Origin of the sequence: Fibrella rubiginis, assembly GCF_017353185.1 — a bacterium.
GTDB lineage: Bacteria > Bacteroidota > Bacteroidia > Cytophagales > Spirosomataceae > Fibrella > Fibrella rubiginis.
The window spans coordinates 30,482-52,171 of the sequence record NZ_JAFMYV010000006.1; the positions used below are offsets into that span (position 1 = coordinate 30,482).

Annotated in this window: 15 protein-coding genes; 5 read left to right on the top strand and 10 right to left on the bottom strand. The window is 54.1% G+C overall.

The window, feature by feature from the left end; translation table 11 throughout:
- Positions 1-57 precede the first annotated feature (57 nt).
- The 6 genes from J2I47_RS12790 to J2I47_RS12815 all read right to left on the bottom strand — a co-directional run bounded on the left by J2I47_RS12790 (position 58) and on the right by J2I47_RS12815 (position 10,395).
- On the bottom strand, positions 58-2,349 hold the full coding sequence (locus J2I47_RS12790; protein ID WP_207364984.1) for a S9 family peptidase: 2,292 nt from the start codon (positions 2,347-2,349) through the stop codon (positions 58-60).
- Positions 2,350-2,550: 201 nt separating this feature from the next.
- Positions 2,551-2,721 (bottom strand): Sec-independent protein translocase subunit TatA/TatB, encoded by a 171-nt coding sequence (locus J2I47_RS12795; RefSeq protein ID WP_207364985.1) that lies wholly within the window; start codon positions 2,719-2,721, stop codon positions 2,551-2,553.
- 139 nt (positions 2,722-2,860) lie between these two features.
- Positions 2,861-4,033, bottom strand: a complete 1,173-nt coding sequence (locus J2I47_RS12800; RefSeq protein ID WP_207364986.1) for an acyltransferase family protein — start codon at positions 4,031-4,033, stop codon at positions 2,861-2,863.
- 179 nt (positions 4,034-4,212) lie between these two features.
- Positions 4,213-7,239 carry a DEAD/DEAH box helicase gene (locus J2I47_RS12805; protein WP_207364987.1) on the bottom strand — a complete coding sequence of 1,009 codons (3,027 nt, stop codon included), beginning with the start codon at positions 7,237-7,239 and terminating at the stop codon, positions 4,213-4,215.
- Positions 7,240-7,534: 295 nt separating this feature from the next.
- Positions 7,535-8,914, bottom strand: coding sequence for a hypothetical protein (locus tag J2I47_RS12810; RefSeq protein ID WP_207364988.1), 1,380 nt, complete (start codon positions 8,912-8,914; stop codon positions 7,535-7,537).
- Between the two features lie 41 nt (positions 8,915-8,955).
- A complete protein-coding gene (locus tag J2I47_RS12815; RefSeq protein WP_207364989.1) occupies positions 8,956-10,395 on the bottom strand; it encodes a Dyp-type peroxidase in 1,440 nt (479 codons plus the stop codon).
- A gap of 436 nt (positions 10,396-10,831) precedes the next feature.
- Between J2I47_RS12815 and J2I47_RS12820 the strand changes: the two genes are divergently transcribed.
- Positions 10,832-12,655: a tetratricopeptide repeat-containing sensor histidine kinase gene (locus tag J2I47_RS12820; protein WP_229374577.1), complete on the top strand. Its 1,824-nt coding sequence runs from the start codon at positions 10,832-10,834 to the stop codon at positions 12,653-12,655.
- Between the two features lie 2 nt (positions 12,656-12,657).
- On the opposite strand, the gene J2I47_RS12825 is transcribed toward J2I47_RS12820, so the two are convergent.
- Both J2I47_RS12825 and J2I47_RS12830 read right to left on the bottom strand, forming a co-directional pair.
- Positions 12,658-13,095 (bottom strand): hypothetical protein, encoded by a 438-nt coding sequence (locus J2I47_RS12825; RefSeq protein ID WP_207364991.1) that lies wholly within the window; start codon positions 13,093-13,095, stop codon positions 12,658-12,660.
- A gap of 32 nt (positions 13,096-13,127) precedes the next feature.
- The gene (locus tag J2I47_RS12830; protein WP_207364992.1) at positions 13,128-13,769 is read right to left on the bottom strand and encodes a response regulator; all 642 of its coding nucleotides are present in this window, start codon (positions 13,767-13,769) and stop codon (positions 13,128-13,130) included.
- Positions 13,770-14,071: 302 nt separating this feature from the next.
- Here J2I47_RS12830 and J2I47_RS12835 point away from each other — a divergent pair, with 302 nt between their 5' ends.
- Both J2I47_RS12835 and J2I47_RS12840 read left to right on the top strand, forming a co-directional pair.
- Entirely contained in the window at positions 14,072-17,140 is a 3,069-nt protein-coding gene (locus tag J2I47_RS12835) for a TonB-dependent receptor (RefSeq protein WP_207364993.1), read from the top strand.
- Positions 17,141-17,365: 225 nt separating this feature from the next.
- Positions 17,366-17,548 carry a hypothetical protein gene (locus J2I47_RS12840; protein ID WP_207364994.1) on the top strand — a complete coding sequence of 61 codons (183 nt, stop codon included), beginning with the start codon at positions 17,366-17,368 and terminating at the stop codon, positions 17,546-17,548.
- 21 nt (positions 17,549-17,569) lie between these two features.
- On the opposite strand, the gene J2I47_RS12845 is transcribed toward J2I47_RS12840, so the two are convergent.
- Positions 17,570-18,943 (bottom strand): glycoside hydrolase family 140 protein, encoded by a 1,374-nt coding sequence (locus J2I47_RS12845; RefSeq protein WP_207364995.1) that lies wholly within the window; start codon positions 18,941-18,943, stop codon positions 17,570-17,572.
- A 257-nt stretch (positions 18,944-19,200) separates the two neighbouring features.
- On the opposite strand from J2I47_RS12845, the gene J2I47_RS12850 reads away from it, so the two are divergent.
- A complete protein-coding gene (locus J2I47_RS12850) occupies positions 19,201-20,448 on the top strand; it encodes an efflux RND transporter periplasmic adaptor subunit (RefSeq protein WP_207364996.1) in 1,248 nt (415 codons plus the stop codon).
- A gap of 62 nt (positions 20,449-20,510) precedes the next feature.
- Here J2I47_RS12850 and J2I47_RS12855 read toward each other — a convergent pair whose 3' ends face one another.
- Positions 20,511-20,912 (bottom strand): four helix bundle protein, encoded by a 402-nt coding sequence (locus tag J2I47_RS12855; protein ID WP_207364997.1) that lies wholly within the window; start codon positions 20,910-20,912, stop codon positions 20,511-20,513.
- A 77-nt stretch (positions 20,913-20,989) separates the two neighbouring features.
- On the opposite strand from J2I47_RS12855, the gene J2I47_RS12860 reads away from it, so the two are divergent.
- The gene (locus tag J2I47_RS12860; protein WP_207364998.1) at positions 20,990-21,667 is read left to right on the top strand and encodes an ABC transporter ATP-binding protein; all 678 of its coding nucleotides are present in this window, start codon (positions 20,990-20,992) and stop codon (positions 21,665-21,667) included.
- Positions 21,668-21,690 lie beyond the last annotated feature (23 nt).

Consider the following 21,690-nt stretch of genomic DNA (forward strand, 5'->3'; position numbering starts at 1 on the left):
TTAGCTGATCATCAAAAAGGCCCCTGACACAGTTGTCAGGGGCCTTTTTTGTGTTTTCTACTTCACTCGCGCGCCGGGTGCGGGTTCACCCACGAAGCGCTCGAAAAATTCCCATATGCGCAGCAGTCGGTCTATCCGCTGCCGTACGTTGCCCGACCGGCTTAGCTCGTGGGTGGCCCCCGGCATACGGACATACTCGACGGGGCGGTTCAGGATTTTCAGGCTCTTGTAAAGCATCTCCGACTGGATGATACCCGTGCGGAGGTCATTTTCGCCATGCTTGATGAGCAGGGGTGTTTTGATGTTCTGCACGAAACTGTAGGGCGAATTGGCGTCCAGAATGGCTTTAGCGCCCGCCTCCCAGGGCAAGCCAAAGTAGTTGGGAACCAGGTTCCAGGCGTTGCCTTCGCCCATGAAGGTGGTGAGGTCATAGACACCCCGCTGGGCAAAGGCGGCTTTAAACCGGTTGTCGTGCGCCACAATCCAGGCCGTCAGATAACCCGCATACGACCCGCCCGTAATCACCTGTCGGGTGGTATCGACCCAGGTTTCGCGGGCGGCGACCGTGGCAGCAGCCAGCACATCTTCGGCGGGGCCGGTACCCCAGTCGCGGACGTTGGCCCGCTGGAACGCCTGCCCATACCCACCCGACCCACGCGGATTGGCATAAACCACACCGTAGCCCTGGGCACACAGATATTGTAATTCGTGCCACATCGACGCCTCACCCGGACCCCACATGGCCGTGGGACCACCGTGCATGTTCAGCACCAGCGGGTAGGTTCGTCCGGCCTGCAACCCGGCAGGTTTCATAATCCAGTAATCGATGGCCTGCCCTTTTGAATTCGTGTAAACCCTCTTTTCGGGGTAACTGAGAGCTTTTCCGGTTAGCCAGCCTGCGTTGGGCTGTTCCAGCACCTGCGGGTTCTGCCCCGACACCGACGCCATTTCCAGCGCCGACGGGTCAGCCACCGCCGTGGTAGCGTAAACCAGCCGGCTCTGATCAGCAGCAAACGCCGTAATACCCCGCTCCGGGGTGGTCAGCTTGTCGATAGTGCCGGATGCAGGGTTGAGTCGGTACAGCGGCACATCGCCGTTGGTGGGGGCAATAAAATAGAGCGTTTCAGCGGGGGCGGCGTTTTTCTGGCCTCGTGCCCGGCTCACCGCTGTTGCGTTCATGGGCGCCCAGCTTAGGCTCCCGGCGGCGCGGTCGAAGGCCATCTGCCTGGCGTTGGCAGCATTGGTTCCGTTGAGGTTAGCCAGACCTAATTGAGCAAAACCCACGTCGCGCGATGCCCCCACCAGATACGCCAGCAGCATACCCGAGGGCGAGGGCGTAGGGTTACCGAACGATTTGCCCGCTTCACTCAGCACCGGCGTAGCAGCGCCCGATCCGTCGGCGGCGAGGGCTACAATGGCGCTGTCGTATTCGCGGTCGGGGTGTTGGGTGGGGTCGCGGTCGGTAACGGCCAGAATAGTTTGGCCGTTGGGCATCCAGGCGGGGGCCAGATAAGAGGCAAACCCCCGCGTAACGGGCCGGGGCGTGGCACCCTCACGCACGTCGATCACGTACACGTGCTGGAACGACAGCATTGGCTCGGTGGTCGCTTCGCCCTGGAAATTCGTCCGGGTAATCACCTTGGCTTTTTTGTCGGTTTCGTCTTTGGCCAGGTACGCCCGCACCTCGGCCAATGACCCGTCGGGGTTGGGTTTCACGCCGGCGTTACCCATGACGGCCGAGGTCGACATACCCGGTTTCTCTACCGACCACAGCGGTCCGCGCTTACCGGGATTCAGCAGAGTATCGTTTTGGAGTTCGGCGAAGGTGACGCTGCAGGTAAACAGCAGCCGCTTGCCATCGGGCGAAAAAACAGGGTTACTGACTCCGTAGGGCACATTGGTGAGCGCGTAAGCCTCGCCCCCACCCAGCGGCATGACGAATACCTGGGGCTTGTTTTTTACGTTGCGCACAAAAGCAATCTGCTGGCTGGCATCGTTGGAGCTGGGTTGCCAGACCGGCTGACGGGCACTTTCGGTACCCCGTGTCAGCGCCACGGCACTGTTGGGTTTCAGGCCACTGAGGTAGATCTGGGTACGGTAATCAAACTCATCAGGGGCATCAGTTTGGGGTTCGATGGTAGTGAGCGTGTAGAGTGCCCGGCTGCTGCCGTCAGGTGCCAATTGAATGCCACCGACCTGCTTAATTCGGGTTAGATCGGTGACTTGTACCCGCGTGGTCTTAGGATCAGACACCCGGCCAGTAACAGAGTTAACGGGTGTAGCCTGAGCCAGCACCAGCTGCGCACCCATCAGCCCCCAAAGCAATCCTATTTGTATACTTGATTTCATACCCGCAAGATAAAGAGTGAAATCATGCAGCGGAGGCTTCAGCCATAGATGCGCTGGCTATACTGGCTGCTGGTACTCAGAATGCGGTTAACACAAACAGCGCAGCTGCCCGTTTGGTTGGTGTAGCCAGCACGCCTGCCACCAGTTGCACAGATACAACGCATGGCGCCAACGAAGTAGCCGTCGCGCAGCACACCAGCATCAGTCGTTGATCGACTTGTCAATCGTATCCTTAATGTCGCTGGTGGCGTCCTTAAATTCGCGGATGCCTTTGCCTAGTCCACGGGCGAGATCGGGTAGTTGTTTGGCACCGAAGAAGAGCAGCAAAACGCCCACAATGAGTACAATTTCAGAAGTTCCTAGTCCGAACATGGCCTGTTGGGTTTTACGTTGATAGTTGATTGGTTTATCCTCCCTATAATGCTTTAAAAAGCCCTTTCGTTGCAACGAAAGGGCTTTTTCGGGTTATAATACAGTGAAAGATTGGCTGGTGTATTATAACCCAGCCTCGTCAAATCCGGACAAACAGCTTTTTGCGGTATAGCCACACCATCAGGTACCACGCCAGCGCAAAGGCAATCAGACCGATGATACCAAACCGGATGCTTTCGGGCAGGGGCTTCAGCCAATAGCCGATGTTGGTACGCACGTTGGCTACGATCCAGCTGTGGATAGTCCAGTGGAGCAGATACGCCGCCATTGAGTTGGCCCCAACTACCACAAACCAGAACGTACCCCGCTGCCAGTGCCACAACTCGACAGCGGTAATGCACAAGGTCAGCAACAAAAACACCAGCCCGCCGCTGAAGAGGGTCCAGGCGGGGGTCCAGATGCGTTTCACGATGGGACAAAGCCCCGCGTAATGCGCCGTGAGCCCAAGCAGAACTGCTCCCACGCCCCACAGGAGCAACGTTTGTATTTTCTGCCGGATGGGCCGGTCCAGCCGTAGCAACTGCCCGGCCCGCAGCCCCAACAGCATGGTTCCCAGCGACGGAATAAAGCTCAGCGTGACATAACCGCCCCCATTTTTGATGAACGGCTGCTCACGCGGAAACAGGTTCAGAAACCATTGATCGAAGTAATTAGCAGGGTTAGTATGGATATTCCAATGAGCAAAAAAGCCCGTAAGCGGCTCGTAGAGCTTGTTTTCCACCAGGCCTAGCTTTGTAGTGGTGACGGCATCGGGCAGGGGCCAGAAAGCAAACAGCGCCCAGTAGCCCACCAGGATTAGGGTCAGCGCCACCCACTGCACCCGCGCCGACCGGAACGCCAGCCAGAATAGTACGGGGTAGCCTAGCCCGATCTGCGAAATCACATCTTCAAACGTGAAATACGTTTGATCACGCCCCATCGACCGCAGCAGAATACCCAGGCCAATCAGGATGGCCGCCCGCCGCCAGGTATGTTGCCAGAGCTGAGCATGGGTAGCGCCTTTGGCCAGCCGGGCAGCAATGGAAAACGGCACCGCCACGCCCACCATCAGCATAAACGACGGCTGAATCATATCCCATAACCGACAGCCCACCCATAGTTCGTGCGAGGTCTGATAGCCAACCAATTGCCAGAACGGGCTGCCGGGAAAATAGCCAGCCAGCCGGGGCAAATCCAGTGTGGCCTCGGTCATGAGCAGTACCATCACCAGGCCCCGAAATACGTCGAGGGAGAGAAAGCGGGAAGGAGTCATAGTAGCAGTGGGCAGGGCTGTCGCATGAGTAGGCTACGCGCTATAGGCCCTTCGACAGGCTCAGGGTGACAGGAAATTTGAGTAATCATCTCTAGTTGATTCAAGGTCATTGTCACCCTGAGCCTGTCGAAGGGCCTATAGCGCGTAGCCTACTCATGCGACAGCCCTGCCCACTGCTACTAATCCAAAAGCACCAGTACATCTTCCTTGGTCAGCGATTTCATAAAGCTTTCCTCGGTGGTGACCAGCTCACTGGCAAGCCGTTGCTTGCTGCGCTGCAGAGCCAGAATCTTCTCTTCTACGCTGTTTTTGGTAATGAACTTATACGTAAACACGGTCTTCTGCTGACCAATGCGGTGCGCCCGGTCTATGGCCTGCGCTTCAATGGCGGGGTTCCACCAGGGGTCGAGGAGAAAGACATAGTCGGCGGCGGTGAGATTATGGCCCAGGCCACCAGCTTTGAGCGAGATCAGGAACAGTTGCACCGACTCGTCGGTCTGAAAACGGGCCACCTGTTCGGGCCGGTCCGTGCTCGAGCCGTCGAGGTAGGCGTAGCGGATATTGCGGGCGGTGAGGTACTGTTTAATCACAGCCAGGTGCTTGATAAACTGGCTGAATATCAAAATTTTATGTCCTTCCATAATGGCCGTTTCCAGCCGCATACGCACATCGTCGAGCTTACCTGAGTCGCCTTCGTATTCCTGGTCGACCAGGCGCGGGTGGTTGGCAATCTGCCGGAGTTTGGTCAGGCCCTGCAACACCACCATCTGCGATTTGGCCAGGCCCTCTTCTTCAATGCGCTCCAGAATCAGGTTGCGGTAATATGACTTGGCCTCTTCGTAGGTTTTCTCCTGCTCGGGGGTCATTTCGCAGAAGAGCACCGTTTCCACTTTGGCAGGCAAATCGGTGGCCACCTGCGCTTTGTTCCGGCGAAGCATAAACGGCTTGATAAGGCCGTAGAGCTTGTGCATTTTCTGCTCGTCGTTGCGCTTCTCGATGGGTATCTGGTATGTATTCCGGAAGAACGACTGACTGCCCAACAACCCCGGATTGATGAACGTAATCTGCGTCCAGAGGTCCATCGTGCTGTTTTCGAGGGGCGTACCCGTCAGGATAAGCCGGTGCGCCGACTGCACCTGCATGATGGCCCGCGTGATGTAGGAGTTCGGGTTTTTAATCGCCTGCGACTCATCCAGAATCACGTAATCGAACGGGTAGTGCTGCAGCAGGTCAATGTCGATGCGGACAATGCCGTAGGAGGTCAGCACCAGGTCATAGTCGTCGAAATTGGCGGTGTTTTTGTCGCGGTATGTACCTGTGTAGACCAGCACGCGCAGGTCAGGCGTGAACCGGCTGGCTTCCAGTTCCCAGTTGTAGATCAGCGACGTTGGCATCACCAGCAGGCTGGGGCGGGACACACCGTCGGCATTGGCTTCTTTACGGCCCTGCAGCATGGCCAGCGTCGTCACGGTTTTGCCCAGACCCATGTCATCGGCCAGGCACCCGCCAAAATGGTACTGCCGCAGGAAATTCATCCAGTCGTAGCCCGCTTTCTGGTAAGGACGCAGCGTACCCCTGAAACCTGACGGTAACGGAAACTCGTCGATCCGTTCAAATTCGCGCAGCCCTTCCAGCCGGCGACTGATGATGGTGTCGGCCAGCGATTCTTTGTCCAGATCCTGCACCAGGGCGAGGTGATGTTTCTGCAACACCAGTTTATCTGTGCCATCGTTATCAACCGACGTTTCAATGAATCCCACCAGTTCGGCATATTTGGCAAACCAGGCGTCGGGAATCACCGCAATTTCACCGTTGGGCAGGGTGAACTCGTGCTTGTTGTTCAAAATCAGCGACCGCAGCTTAATAAAAGGGATCTCAAACTCACCAAAACGCACGTTGGCGTAAATGTCGAACCAGTCGCGCCCTTCGCGGATGGAGATGGACAAATCGGAGTAGCCGAGGAAATAGCGGCGGGTATCTTCGGCGTTTTGGCGCAGTTGGAAACCGGCATCGGTGAGGGGTTGCACCTGCTCGGCCAGCCACGAAAACGCCTGCGATTTGGGCAACGCCGTTCGCCCGTTGCGCAGGTCGAGGCCGTGTTCGCGCAGAAACGTAAGGCGCTGACGTTCAACGCGCAGGTCCCGTTTTATTTTGTGAAAAATATAGTCATCTCCTACCACCTCCAAACTCACATTGGCCGCTTGCGAGAAACTATCGAACCGAAACGTATGATCGCCGTACTGAAACGATAAGTCGAGCACCACCTGGTTGTGGGCCGTTTCGTCGGCAAGATCTACCGGCTCGCCAAACAACGAGGCAGGCACTTTGTGGCTGTCTACCCGCTCCGACAGCGTAAGCACGGGCGCGGGCGTCAGCGACTCGGTCCTGATCTCAAATCCTTTGGCAAACACGTCGTACTGAGCAATGAGGGGCACCATAAACCGCTCATAATACTGGGCCTCCATCTTTTTGGGCACCACAATATTGCTTTTATTCAAAAAGGGCCGCAGCTTTTTACCGTCTACGTCTGTGCCTTCACCTTCGACCCGGCTCACCACGTTCCGGTTCAGTTTGGCAAAGTGATAAAGCTTATTCTGAACCAGCAACCAGGCCGGTTCGTCGCACAGAATCAATGCGTTACGGTGCTGAAAATCAACCCGTTCGGTTTGCGGTGTTCCGTTATCAGTAGCAACCGGGTAACGAATAATGGGGAAGTAAGTTGTTGATTCGTCGGTGCGGACAAAGTGAAAATACACGCGGGCCGGTTCGGGCATGTAGGTAATCGGATCGCCCACGGCGTTGCCGTCGTTGCTCATGGCAAAAAGCGGTTTGTCGGCCAGCAGGGGCAGAATCTGCGCTTTGGTGTGCTGCACATGATCGCAGATAGCCTCCTGCGTTACCTTATCACCCTTCTGAGGATCGAACACCTTCAGAAAAAAATCGACTGCCGACTGTTTGCGGTTGTTGAAACGGCGCAGCAGCGCGTCCTGAGAGATTTGATCGGTCAGGCGGACAAGTTCAAAGTCACGCTCATCGAGGCCCGCCGAAAACTCAGCTACGTTCTGCGGCGACAGGCTTTGCACCTGCAACGTCAGTTCTCCCTTGGCGTTGAGCTGCACCACAAACGCTTCGACCAGATAGCCGACATATTCATGTTGCAAAAGTGAATAGATGACCTGAAAGGGTTCGGAAGGGGAAACTTTCATATACAACTGTACGAGACGACCCCAAATATACGATTGCCCGCTAACGGCGCAAATCAAGATTATTTAGTGTTTTCCGTCAGTCGTATGCTGATAAATTCATCCACGCCTTAACTGCCGCATATGAGCCTGTTTTTACTTCTGTCTGGCTAACGTTGGCTATATACGTCGGTGCGTTTGATACACTGTTACTTATCTAATGGAAAGAAGCCTGTTTAAGAAGCACCACTTTGGCCAGTTAACTGTCGATGGCTCTCAAACAGGCTTACGAGCTTATTGGTACAAGGTAGATTGCTGCTCAGGGAACGGTTGGTTTGATAACACTACGCTTGGTGATACCCAACGAGATGGCCAGAAACCAAGAAGGTCGTAAAGCGCGGTCAGTCACATCGTCAATTTTAACGCCGGGGTATGAGGTGCCTGTCACGAATTGCCCCTCTTTCAGGCGATTGATCGGTAGATAGCTAACCCCTGTCGATACAAACACTTTCTGTGAGCGTCCTATAATAGCTGACGCCCCCGCCAGAAAGCCCAGCTTGATGTCGGTAAACTCCTTAAAGCCAGCGTTGATCCCAAATAGACCACCAATAGCAAATCCTGTGTGCTTGCGTTTAAATACATGCATCATTGAGGAAACGGTTGGTGTAATAGTATTGAATAAACCGCCTTTATCACGTTGACGCAGGGTATTTTTATCACCGCTTACCTCGAAAAAGAACTGTTCGTCGGCAACGAAATTGGCCACTGGCCCCACACTATAGTCAAGTTTCCAGCCTCCTTTAACGGGGAAGGGATCGACAAACTGTTGATCGTCTATGTTGACTTCGTACTCCACTTCGTCGGCATCGCCCGCCTTACCCATCAATTTCACAGGCAACGATTTCACTACATAGCTAGTCGAGTCAATGGCATTGGCAAATAGTTGACCGATGTCAGCCAGCGTGTTTTTGTACTTTTTTTCCAGTTCCCGATATGACCTATCGACCTGGTTTAGCGCAGTACTGATTCGGGCTTCTTTATCTTTTTCGTTTGCATCGTGTGCTGTTTTGATGGCTTTCAGGTATCGGACAGCAACCCTGTCGTAAGCTTTATCAAAAGCCTCGAAATTAGCTTCCAGCGTATCCATCATTGCCAGATTGATCTTTCGGTTAACTAGTGCCGCTGTCATGCTAACTGCGTCGTAGAAGCGTTTATCACCCATGGTGCCTATCAAGCGTTCCTTGACAAAAAGCGCATCATCAATCTTTCTGGCTTTTTTGTAGTAGTCTCTGCATTCACTGACCAATGTATCCATTTCGAGTTTCAATACTCGGACAGTGCCTGCATTCTTCTCTACATCTACCATTTCTTTTATTTGCTCATCCGTATTGGTTAGTTCCTTAGCCGCTTCCAGTTTGATGCTGAAAACCGCCAGTAACTGAGCGGGTATGGGCGTAGAGATACTGTATAACTTACTGTTTATGAGAATCCTTTGCGCAAACGGATTGATATTGATGAGGATGTAGCTGCTGTTGGTACCATATGGCAAAAATACTTCGCTGGAATCTAGTACAGGTACGTACTTATTCGTCGCCTTATCGAGTGTGACGTACGTTCGCGCTGCATAGTCATAGGTGATAACCTGGGCCCGGAGGGTCAGCGCTGCTCCAATCAGCAGGAGCGTTAGTAAGGTTTTCATAATTGTAAGTGGTGTGAATGGTGTGGATCGTTTTCATAGACTCAGGCTTGTTGGATATCATTAATGTTATTCAAAAACGCCATGCTTGGCGCGAAGAAGTATTCGCCTCCTTTCATTGTCACGAACTGGGGGAATAACGCATCCGTCAGCGACTGCCGGTCACCCCAAACCGTAGCAAACTGCCCGGTACGAGTGCCATCGCCCTGACCAATAACCGGGTCAATACCAACAGTAGGTCCGCTTCCGGTGGGATCATCATTGTCGGGGGTTTGTTCGCTGTTAGCCCAATTGTGCTGGATAACCTCAAACTGATTCCTGATACTGGCCTGATAGCTCATGAACAGCAGCCCTACGCCGCCTTCGGGCTTGTTATAAATCTGACCGTCGTTGGGGCCGTCGGTGCGGGAGCCAAACGGGATCCCCCGCCGGGCCATAATGTGTTTTTTGGCTTCCGCCATACCACCGTTCAGCAAACCGGAACGCGGGTTCACTTTGCGGATGTGCGCATGGAAAGGACATTTCGACGCTCCATCGGCTGTTTTGTAATCGAAGTTGTTGAGCATCGCACTGTTGATCAGACCTTCTTCATCGCTCATCTGAGCGGGCGTACCATCTTCAAACCGGCCTACAATCATGGCCCCGGCCCGTTCGCGGTCATCGCCTTCCAGGCGCAACTGGCTGGCAACGTTGGCTTCCGCCTGCTTGAATCCTTTTACATTTTGTTCCAGCTTGCGAAACACAAAGTAGCTGCCTCTGGCGTTGGCGTCGCCGTTGCCGAAGGGGTCTGCGGTCAGCACCAAACCTTTGTCGGCGCGGGGATCGAACAGAACGTCCCTTGCCGACCGGATGTGGTTCTGTTGTTTGTAGGTGTCCCATTCGTCCTCGAAAAACAGGGGCTGCGACACCCCATCTACGTACCCGAAGTGTTCGATACCCGCCCCGGCATGGTTGAGCAACGCATTGCCCCGCTCAAGGGTGGTGATAAAGCCAAACGCACAAACCGCCTGTTGGACGTCCACAACTGCCTTTTCCAGTTCGGCCGGGTTGGCATGGGCCAGCAGGATCATGACATGCTGTTCGCCCCGGAAGCCCACCTCCCACAACGCCGGATCCGGGTCGCGGAGGTCAGCCCCAGCCATCCCGTTTCTGAACGTGGCTTCGAACCGCCCGATTCGGGCATCATCAGGAAACAGATACTCGTAACCTGCCGCGCTGATGTGGACGCAGGCAAACAGACCTGTGTCGATTTCGCCGCCGCTTGATTTGAAGAGGGCATTATTGCGCAGGTGTGTGTAGGCCGATTTTACAACTTCATTCGTTACCAGGCTTTTAAGCCACGCTCTGGTATTCGTTGCCGATTCATCGTCTGGATTACAGCGGATGAACACATTGGCCGTATGGTGCCGCCCGTGGGCTTTCAGAATGTTACCCTGAACGCCTTCTAACATGGGCCGGCTGGTGGGGTCGAATTGGTTGATCATCGGATGGGTGCAGTTTCTGTATTCATGATTGTAGTGGTGAATGGTGTTGCATTTTGCCGGTGTGGATAGAATCGGAAGCCATGGAAAAGATCCGTCATCTTGCTTTTTGAGCATACCAAAGGTCGGCAGGGGAATATAACAGGATAAATCCCTGATTAGCACGATTTTCCATCCTATAATTAGGGGATATTACGGATAATTACTTTTCGGAAGGGTATTTAATTGGGTAATTACAACCTGACTATGTAAGTTTATTTAATCGTCTAATAGTCAGCCAGTCATGAATAAACTACTATTAGTTTTCTGTTTACTGGCATTACCCTGCCTCGCTCAAAATAATCCAATCGACAGCCTCAAACGGGCGTTGAAACAGCTGGACACTCAACCCGCAGGATACCCTACAGATACGCTGCGCTGCCTAGCTACCAAAGCACTCATGCGCGCCTATACAGACGTCGACGGCGACTCAGCGGCGCACTATAATCAACTGATGATCAGCCTGTGTCAACGGGCAAATCTGCCGAAAGACCTCATCTCCGCCTATCAGTATGCAGGGTATCTCTATCAGCTAAAGGGTGATTACTACCAGTGCATCCGGTTTTGCTTCAAGGCCCTACCGCTGGCCGAAAAACTACAGGACTACACCCGCATGGCAGCTTCGTGTGGTGGGTTGGCGCATGCTTATTATAAATTAAAGGACTATAAACGGGCGCATGACCGCTGCCAGCAGGGTATCAGGGTCTTAAACGAACACCCCGCCGCCTACGATGCCTATGTCCACGCCACAATCCTGAACACGCTGGGAGCCACCTACCGGGAGCAGGGCAACTTGAAGCAGGCGCTGACAACGAATACGATGATGTATACGCTTGCCAAAAAGGAAAACAAGCCCTGGTACGAGGCGCAGGGATTGAATGCCATTGGGCAGCTATACAACGACATGGGCGACCTGGTAAACGCCTGGATCTACTACCGCAAAGCCTTGCCGCTCTGCCGCGCTCAGGGTGTTGACCTGGAATGTAACGTACTTATGAACATGGCCCAATTGTACCTGAAGCAACAGAACTGGAAGCAGGCGCTTGTCTACGCCAACATGGCCAGGAAAAAGGCGTTGCGGGTCAAGAACAGCAGTATCGTGGCAGAGGCCGATGAGACATTGTATAAAACATACCGGCAGGCTGGAAAGACAACCAAAGCCCTGCAGGCCTACGAACGTTTTGTGCTGCTTAGAGACAGTATATTAAAAGAAAAAAACCAGCACCGAATCGAAACCCTGCAGGCTGAATATGATAATGTTCGAAAAACTAGCGAGTTGCAAAAGCAGCAGGTCGAGCTACTATCGCAACGCGTGAACAACCAGCAATTGAAGCAAACACGTAATGACTTGTTTGCCACCGTAGCCGTTATCCTGATTATAGCAGGCCTGTTGCTGTGGAATAACCGACGCTTACAGGCCAAAAAAGATGAGATTGACCAGCAGCGCGGCCTGCTCGAAAAAGCCCGCGAAGAACTGGCCAGCAGCAACAAAAACCTGGAGATCCGCGTGGCCGAGCGCACAGCCGAACTGTTGAACGCGAATCAGTCGCTGATCCAAAAAAACGAGGAGATCAAGCAGGCACTATTCAAGGGACAAACCATTGAACGTAAGCGGGTTGCCCTCGAACTGCACGATAACCTCAGTAGCCTGCTCAGTGCGGTAAACATGAGCATTCAGTCGCTCAATCCAAACAATCTATCCGAACCCGAGCAATCGCTTTACCGAAGCGTAAAACAACTCATTCAAAACGCCTACGCCGAAGTCCGTAACATTTCGCACAACATTCTGCCCGCCGAACTCGACCGCGACGGCCTTGCCCCCACGTTGACAGCCTTTCTCGACAAGCTTAACCAAAGTTTATCAACGCAGTTTACGCTTGCGCTCACCGGCCTCACGGAGCGATTGCCCGTCGAGATCGAATTCAACATCTACAGTATTGTGCTGGAGTTGATCAACAACGCTATTAAACACGCCAAAGCAACGGCGGTACGTATTGAGTTGGTCAGAAACAACAACGGGGTCGATATAACCGTCACCGATAACGGCATTGGCATGGGGCAGCAAACCGGCAAACGGGGCGTAGGTCTTCAAAATATTCAGGCCCGGCTCGATTCGCTGGGTGGCACGTTCGGCGTACTGCTGCCCAACGAGTTGGGCACACGAATCTGCATTAACATTCCCATCGAAACGGTCAGTACCAATGGGAATGCACAGACAGCCTGAAGTTAAGTTTTAGGTGGCCCTGTAGGTGTCATGTCCGCTGTATTTTTCGATGCTTCCAAATCATCCCAGTCTTCCAGCAGCGGGTTAATAATTTTCAGTGTATTCACATTGTCGATATACCCTTGTTTGCTTAGTGAAGCGATCATGTGCAGGTGATGGCACATAAGGCGAAGTCCCTTATCACCTGCATAAACGGATAATGTGCTTGTATCAGCCAGCGGTACAAAGTTGCCATCGACAAACGCCACTTGCAGAACAGCAACGTCTTCATTGTTTTCCCGGATTATAGCTGGGTTGACTATCGCCCTTCCTTCCAGGTGAACGTACTTGCGCACTGGTGGTACATCTGCCGCATCGCCAGCCGTTACGCTGCTTTGTGCCTGCCGAGGCACAGTTTCCACTACCGATCCGTTGGTAGTGACGTCATCTTTGAAATCCATTTTTGACAAATGTTAAGTGTGAATAGATTGAATTAAACAAGTTGGTATTTAAGGGCATATTTCACCAAACCAATAGTCGTCTGCACACCCAGCTTCTGCATCAGGTGTTTGCGGTGCGTTTCAACGGTGGTGGGACTGATGAACAGCATATCGGCGATTACCGTACCGGAATGTTCCTGCACAATGAGCCGCAGCACGTCCAGTTCGCGTTTGGTGAGGGTTATTTTCTGTGGTTTGTCAATATCCGGCGTAAACTCAATGGTAGGGTCTCGTGCCAATAGCATCAGCACCTGTTCGCTGTAGTATTTATTTCCCTGAGCAATCATACTAAGAGCCATTTCGAGTTCATCCCGTTCGGCGCTCTTCAATACGTAGCCATCGGCCCCGGCCCGGATGGCCTCTTTGATGGCTTCGGGCTGGTCGGCAACGGTCAGCAGACAGATTTTCACGCCCGGAAATCGCTGCCGCAGCTGCAGGGTCAACTCAATACCACCCATCACAGGCATCTGTACGTCCGATACGATCAACTCAACGGCAGGGTCATGCTCAAGTGCCGCCAACGCCTGCCGACCGTTGGTGTGCTTCGAGACCACTTCCAAGCCATTGATGCTGGCAAGGAGCATGGCGATGCTTTCCAGGAGAATTCGGTGGTCTTCAACAACGAGGATACGCATAGTTCTGGCAATCAATGGTTAATCAGATGCAAACTGATCTTTTCATCCTGATTACCAACTAGATTGTTACAAAAGTCTGCACCATCGCGGCGGTCTACAATCCCCCATTTGTATGATTTTACATCCTTGAATTACAGGATGTGCCACCGCCTAACAAAGGTTGCCCACCGACAGGCAGCATCAGCCGGGTAATCTCCCGTTTGTAGGCTGGTATTTTCCCCGTTTATCTTCCGCACAAAACCAATCGTCAGCCCTCTACGTAGATGAGCTGAGCCTATGTACAGCTCATTCATCTACCTGTTATGAAAAAAGTATCCTTGTTATGTGGCCTCTTTTGGGCCTTATGTTGTATCCGGGCGTTTGCCCAAACCACCGACATCGACGTATCGGTGCGTGAACTGACCCGTCAGCAGGCCATTGTCGGCATCACGGTCTACCTCGAAAACCCGTCTATCGGTCTCACCCGCGAAGCCCAGACCGACGCCAACGGGCAGGTGCGGTTTGGGGCGGTTTCGCTCAACGGCACCTACCGCGTCTTCACCCGTGAAGACGCCAACTACCTGGAAAGCAGTGCCGACAACATCGTGCTCCGGGCCAATGCCCAGCGGAGTGTGGCCCTGTTTCTGCCCACCAAGCGCGAAATCAACCTGACCGAAGTGCAGGTACGGGGCCGGAGCACATCGCAGATCAATACGGTCAATGCCGAGGTGTCGTCGCAGCTGACCATCAGGCAGGTAGAGGAACTGCCCGTGGAAGGCCGCGACATTACGCGGGTGCTCTACCGGCTGCCCAACGTGAGTCAGGCCACGGGCTTTTACCCGGAAGCGCCCAATGTAAGCATCAACGGGGCTAACGGTTTGTTTAACAACTACCTGATTGATGGCATGGATAACAACGAACGCTTTTTGGGCGGGCAGAAATTCGCCATTCCGATTGGGTTCACGCGCAACGTGTCGGTGCTGACCAATAACTACTCAGTGGAGTTTGGCAATACCGGCAACGGCGTCATCAACATCACCAGCAAGTCGGGCAGCAACAACACCACCGGCGAAGTATTCCTGCTCAGCCGCCCCGGTGCCGCCCTCGACGCGCAAACCAGCTACCCCCTACGCGACTTGTCGGGCAACCAGGTAAAAGATGGATTCCAGCGCTACCAGGGTGGTTTCGGTATCGGTGGGGCCATCGTGAAAAACAAAACGTTCTATTACCTGAACGCCGAACACACCACCGACGTGAAGGACAATCTGCTGCTGTCGCCGCAATTGGGTGTGAACCAGACCGTGCGCGGCACCAACCAGTTTACCTACCTGTCGGGCAAGCTGGATCAGTTCTGGACCGACCGCTTCAAATCGTCGTTGCGGGTAAACGTAGGGCAGGTGGCCATTGGTCGGCAGGCCGGTGGCCTGAGCGGGGGTAACGCCTTTCCGTCGGCGGCAAACTACCAGGACCGTAACTCGCTGCTGATTGCCTCGCGGAATACCTACGCCACAGCCCGGTTTGCGTCGGAAACCAACCTGCAGTACAGCAGTTTCCGCTGGAACTACGCCCGCGCCGAAAACCCCAACAGCCCCAACGTAAGCGTACTGGACCCCACCGGCCAGGGAATTGCCTACCTCGGCCATCCTGGCTATCTCTTCGATTCGCACGAAAACACGGTGCAGTTCCAGCAGAAAATTTCGCTCTATCGGGGCAACCACACCGTCCGGGCGGGGGTTGAACTGATCTCGGCGCGGCATCGGCTCTTCGGTGGTGGCAACCCCAACGGCAGCTACACGGTTCAGTTGACTACCAACCAGTTAGCTACGCTTCGTGAGAAAAATTTGGGTGTTAACCTGGGCATCAATGACATCCCGTCTGACGCGCAGGTACTGGGCTATTCGGTGGAGTTGCGACCCGCCTCGTTCGGCACCACGCAAAGCATCTATACCGGTTACATAGAGGATCAATGGGCCGTAAATGCCCGGCTGAACCTGTCGCTCGGTTTGCGTTACGATTATGACAACCTCAGTCAGGGAGGCGCGGCGAATGGGGACTACAACAACGTGGCCCCGCGCTTTAGCTTCAACTACAAAACCGGAGGCCGGTCGGCGGTGCGCGGAGGTGTGGGAATTTTTTACGACAAAATCCTCTACACGATCTACAGCGACGCCCTGCAACAGAACAACACCAGCCCCGACTTCCGCCGGGAGCTTCAGTATTTCGTTGACAAAGGCATTTTGCCCGCCAGCACTAATCTTGACCGTGTCACCTTCGACGGCAACCTGAGCGTGGGCGGCACCAACAATGCAGGGGTACCCGTTCGGTATTTGCAGGGCCCGTCGGCGGCGAGTTTTGCGGGGCAGCGCAACCTGCCCAGTGGCGAGCGGCGCATCCTGAACCCCAGTGGCTACCAGAACCCGTACACGATTCAGAGCACGCTGGGTTACCAGTATCAGGTGAGCGACAACGTGCTGATCTACGCTGATCTGGTCTATAATGAGTCGTATAACCTCTTCCGCACGCGCAACCTGAACGCCCCGGCTCCGTATGACTACACCCTCAGCGCGCAAAGCGGCACAGCCCGGTCTGGCGATGTGGCCAACCTCAGCCGCCCGCTGCCCATTGCGGGTGGGGTGGGCCTGCTGGGCGACGTGCTTTTGGCTGGTGCTGCGCAAAGCGTGGTCATGACCGAAACGGCGGGCCGGTCGCGGTATACAGCCCTAAGTGTGAACGCCCAAAAAGACCGGGGCACCAGTCCGCTGGCCTACCGGTTGATCTATACCCTCTCGCGGTTGTACAACGACACCGAAGATGTGAACTTCAGGGCGATGGATGCCAACAATTTCGCCGCCGAATGGGGCCCGAGCATCAACGACCGTACGCACATTATCAACGGCATTGCCAGTTACTACGCCGGTAAATCATTGGTCATCACCGCAGCGGCGCTGATTCAGAGTGGTCAGCCCATCAACCGCATTCCCAACGCGTCGCTCTACCGGATCGTGGATGCGCTGGGTCGCCAGTTGCTGAACGCCCAGGGCCAGCGCCTCACCACTAATGATCTGAACGGCGATGGGTCAGCCTTTGGCGATGCTTACGTGGGCAACTCGGACCGCCAACCCGGCGAGAGCCGCAACTCCGACCGCCTGCCCTGGTCGAAAGTGCTGGACCTGAGTGCGCAGTATAACATTCCGTTCGCGGGCGACCGCGGGCAACGCCTTGAGTTTCGCGCCGACGTATTCAACGTACTGAATACCAATAATTTAAGCGGTTATTCAAACAATGCTACGCAGAGCAACCAGATCCAGGTTGGCCCGCGCGGTAGTGGCATTGTGCAGCGCAACGCCGGTGCGCCCCGTCAGTTTCAGTTTGGCGTCAGGTACGCGTTTTAAGCGATGTGGAGCGTTATCGTAAAAACGAGTGTATAGCAGGTTTTTTTGGACAGGATTGGCAGGATGGCAGCGGACGCCGCGCGGGATAAACAGGATTTCCCTTTTTGCTCTCATAAATACGCTGAAGTAAAAAGGAAAATCCTGTTTATCCAGCGCGGCGTCCGCTGCCATCCTGCTAATCCTGTCCAGAAAAACTTGTCATGCATCCACATAAAACGCTCGCTCATGAAACGCTCAGTCCTCCTGTTACTCATGCCGCTCTTGCTGCTTGGCAGCGGTTGCACCCGGCCCGTTGTGTATAATCAGCGGCCCAACTACCCGCACGACAACGGAAAGCACAAAGGTTGGTACAAGCACGGCCGCTACGGCGGGCTACCACCGGGCCAAGCCAAAAAGCGGGGTTGGTAACCAGTACGCAGGCGTTTTACCTCATTCTCCTTTTACCACCAGCACCCAGTCATCCTGCATGGGCAGTGGTGGCGAAAATTTCTTCAGGCCCTGGTTTGGCAACGACGTAGGTTGGCTGTATTGGCCGGTTCGGGGGTCATACCAACGGATCGATAGCTGCGTTTTTTTGAACTGACTCAGGTCAACACCCACGGCGTTGGTGGCGCGGGGCAGGTAAGCCACCAGCAGCGTTTTGTCTTCCGACATGGCCGCCGCTACGTAGTTGTCTTTCATGAACTCGCCGTAGCCACTCACCAGCACCGTATGCCGTTGGTCGGGTTGGAGCGTCCACCAGGGCAGGGCTTCAAATAGCCGCCGCACGTGGCCCATATGCTGCGCGCCACCGGGGTATTGCAGAATCGTACGCCAGTCATAAGCCCTACCTTTCGCGGTACCAAGCTTCGGAAAATCCCAGCCCTCGTGGCCGTAGGCGTGGCCCGCCCCACCGCAGAGCATAGTCCAGTAAGCTTGCCGGCGGACCTGCTGCGGGGTACCGATGTCGTTGGCGTAGCGGCTGCCGTCGCCTTCATACTGCGATTCGCCCAGGATAAAGGGCATCCGGTCGCTTTTGTTGTATTCCTCCAATGCCGCCTCGTAGACGTGTTTTTGGTGCTGCGGATCGGTCCACTCGTTGGGCTTTTCGCGCCAGTACGTGTAGATCATGCTAAATCCCAGCCAGGGAGCGTATTGAAACAGGTCGGTACTGCTGTGGGGTGGCGAGGCATGGTAGGTTTTCAACTGCCCCGGCAAAGCAGCATGTAGGCCTTCGGCGAGTGCCACGATTTCGGCCCGGATAGACTTGGGGTCGTTGTCGCCGCCCAGATTCCAGGTCAGGTTTTTGTATTTGCCAAATCGCTCTCCCAGGTACATCCCCATCTGCCGGGCCTTAGCCGGTCCGTTGGCTTTATACACTTCATGTTTTCCTCCAATGCCGTAGGCTTCGCCGCAGCAGCCAATCCAGAACGGCGTGATATTGAGCAGCAGCCCCAGTGAGTCGGCCAGTTGAATACCGCGTTCTACCTGCGCGAAGTAGTTCTCGTCGGGTCTGGTGAAGTCGTAGTTAATCAACGCTCTGTGGCCTGCGCGGTTCACCGAGTCGGGGTTCATGGATAACTGCACCTGGATGGTGTTGAATCCCTGCTGCTTCCGCGTGATGAAGTACTCACGGGTTTCGGCGGTGGTAAGGCGCGAAAAAACCTGCCACCCGGTGTCGGCATGGTACAGAAACGGTTTGCCGGACTGATCGACGAAATACCGTCCGTTATCGCTTACTTTCAGCGGAAAAACAGGTTTGGTAGTCAATGACTGGGCCAGAGCAACGGGAGCAAAAAGTAACAGTAGCAACAGCAGACGCATAGTAGGGGAATTTGAGTCAACTGACGTAAAGCGACGGAGTGAGTTAATTTCCCTATTTATCGTTCGTCCACATCTGGACGGGCCTTGTCCGAAAGCGGACAGGCGAGGAGGTTAGAAATGGCTTATTTAGCTGAAAAACAAGCTGTTCGGCATTTTGGCACGTCAATTGGCTACCGTACACTTGTTGAACCATGGCAACAGCCGGAATTGCTGGCACGTGCCTGGTTTGCTAGTACACTTTTTTTTGCCTGAACAACATGGATCGCGTCTTACCCAAACGCTTCTGGACACAGCAACGCCTCATTCTTTCGGGGGGTGGTTTGCTGCTGGCGGGGCTACTGGCCTACACATTTTTCTTTGCCGACAAACGCTCGAAACTGAACGTCGAGCGGGAGAAAATCACCGTTTCGCCCGTCAAAATTGGTGCATTTGAAGAGTTTATTGCTGTGACGGGCGTGGTGCAGCCGCTGAAAACTATTCGCCTCGATGCTATCGAAGGTGGCTACGTGACTCAGAAGCTGGTGGAAGGGGGTACACAGGTAACAAAAGGACAGGTACTACTAAAACTTGAGAATCAAGGCCTTAAACTCAGCTTTCTGCAGTCGGAGACCGAAGCAAACCGCCTGGTTAACGACCTGCAAAATACCCGTCAACGCCTTCGGGTAGAGCGCTTCGCACTGCGGAAGGCACTGGCTGAACTCGACGCGCAAATTGAACAAGCTAAAGACGGCTATGACCGCAAGGCCAGGCTGATTAAGGACAAGGTGGTGTCGGAAGAGGATTACCTCAAAGACAAGCGCACCTACGAGCGGCTGGTGAAACAGCGCGAGATCGAAGCCGAATCGCAGAAATACCAGGAAGACAACTCAAAATTGCAGATTCAGCAGCTGGAAGGTACCCTGGCCCGCACACAACGCAACGTTGCCCTCTGGCAGCAGACACTGGAAAACCTGGTGGTTAAAGCGCCCGTTTCGGGGCAACTGTCCAGCATCGACGTGGAAGTAGGCTCTAACATCAACCGCGGACAGAATATTGGTCAGATTGACGACCTCAACGGCTTTAAAATGCGCGTGGGTGTTGATGAGCACTACATCAGCCGGGTATTTCCGGGGCTTAGCGGCTCCTTTGAGTTTAATGGTCAGGAATATACGCTGAGCATCAGCCGGGTATACCCAGAGGTGCGCAATGGCCGTTTCGACGTCGACATGATCTTTCCGAAAGGTGTACCGCAGGGTATCAAGCGGGGGCAGTCGTCGCCCATCCGGCTGGAGTTGGGTAAGGCAGCCAAGGCCACCCTCCTGCCCGTAGGCGGCTTCTTCTCCGACACTGGCGGCAACTGGGTCTATGTGCTGGACAACTCCGGCAAACGCGCCACCAAACGTGCCATCACACTGGGCCGCAAAAACCCCGAATTCTACGAAGTGCTGGAAGGCTTACAGCCTGGTGAACAGGTAATTACGTCGAGTTATGAAAACTTCGGCGACAATGAAGTTTTGGAGTTTTAAGGAGGAATGGAGAGAAGGAGGAACGGAAGAAAGGAAGTGCTTCGCGCTTGCATTCTGATTCATCACTTCTGCTTACGGTTGGTTCGCTTTTGTTCTTGGTCCTGATCAAATTTCTCAATTCTTACTTTCAACAAATTTTGTAACATGGCTGAAATTAAACGGCTTTTGTCAAGCAACCCCTGACCAGTGTCTGCATCTATGACATCAATAGCAATAGCCAAATGGATTTGAGTACGCAGTTCACCATTCGACCCTTTGGCAATGCGCAGATAGCGAATAAACTCTCGGTTAGTCTGTCGTTCATAGCCTTCGGCAATATTTGATGGCACCGATACCGAGCAGCGCCTCATTTGGTCTCGAAGTCCATAATCGGTGCAATTCCCTAAAAGCTTATACAATTTCACGGCCTGAGCGAGTCCTTCCTGCCAAACGAATAAATCGTCAAACTTTTCAATTTTAGCCATGAGAATAAGGTAGTTATGGTGAGTACTAGGTGGCAAAATATTGACAATGCTTCTCTCCTCCTTTCCTCCCCTTCATTATGATCCAAACTGTCAACTTACAGAAACTCTTCGCTACGGAAGAGGTAGAAACCACCGCCCTGAACGGCATCAACATGGATGTCAAAGACGGTGAATTTGTGGCCATTATGGGGCCGTCGGGCTGTGGCAAATCGACGCTGCTCAACATTATCGGCCTGCTCGACAACCCCTCTGAGGGTGAGTACAACTTCTACGGCACGGAGGTGTCGAAGATGACCGAGCGGCAACGGGCACAACTGCGCAAAGGCAGCATCGGCTTTGTGTTTCAGAGCTTCAACCTCATCGACGAACTCACTGTTTATGAGAACGTTGAGCTACCATTGCTATACCTGAAAACCCCCGCCGACGAGCGTAAAGCCCGGGTAGAGGAAGCCTTGAACCGCATGAACATCATGCACCGGCGCAACCACTTTCCGCAGCAGCTGAGCGGTGGGCAGCAGCAGCGCACCGCCATTGCCCGCGCCGTGGTGGCCAAACCCAAGCTGATTCTGGCCGATGAACCGACGGGTAACCTCGATTCGAAAAACGGCGAGGAAGTGATGAAGCTGCTGGGCGAACTAAACGACGAAGGCACCACGATCATCATGGTGACCCACTCACCCTACGACGCCGGTTTCGCTCACCGCACCGTCAACCTCTTCGACGGAAAAGTGGTGACGGAGAACATCCGGGTATAAAGTAAAAAGGGGAGGAAGGGAGA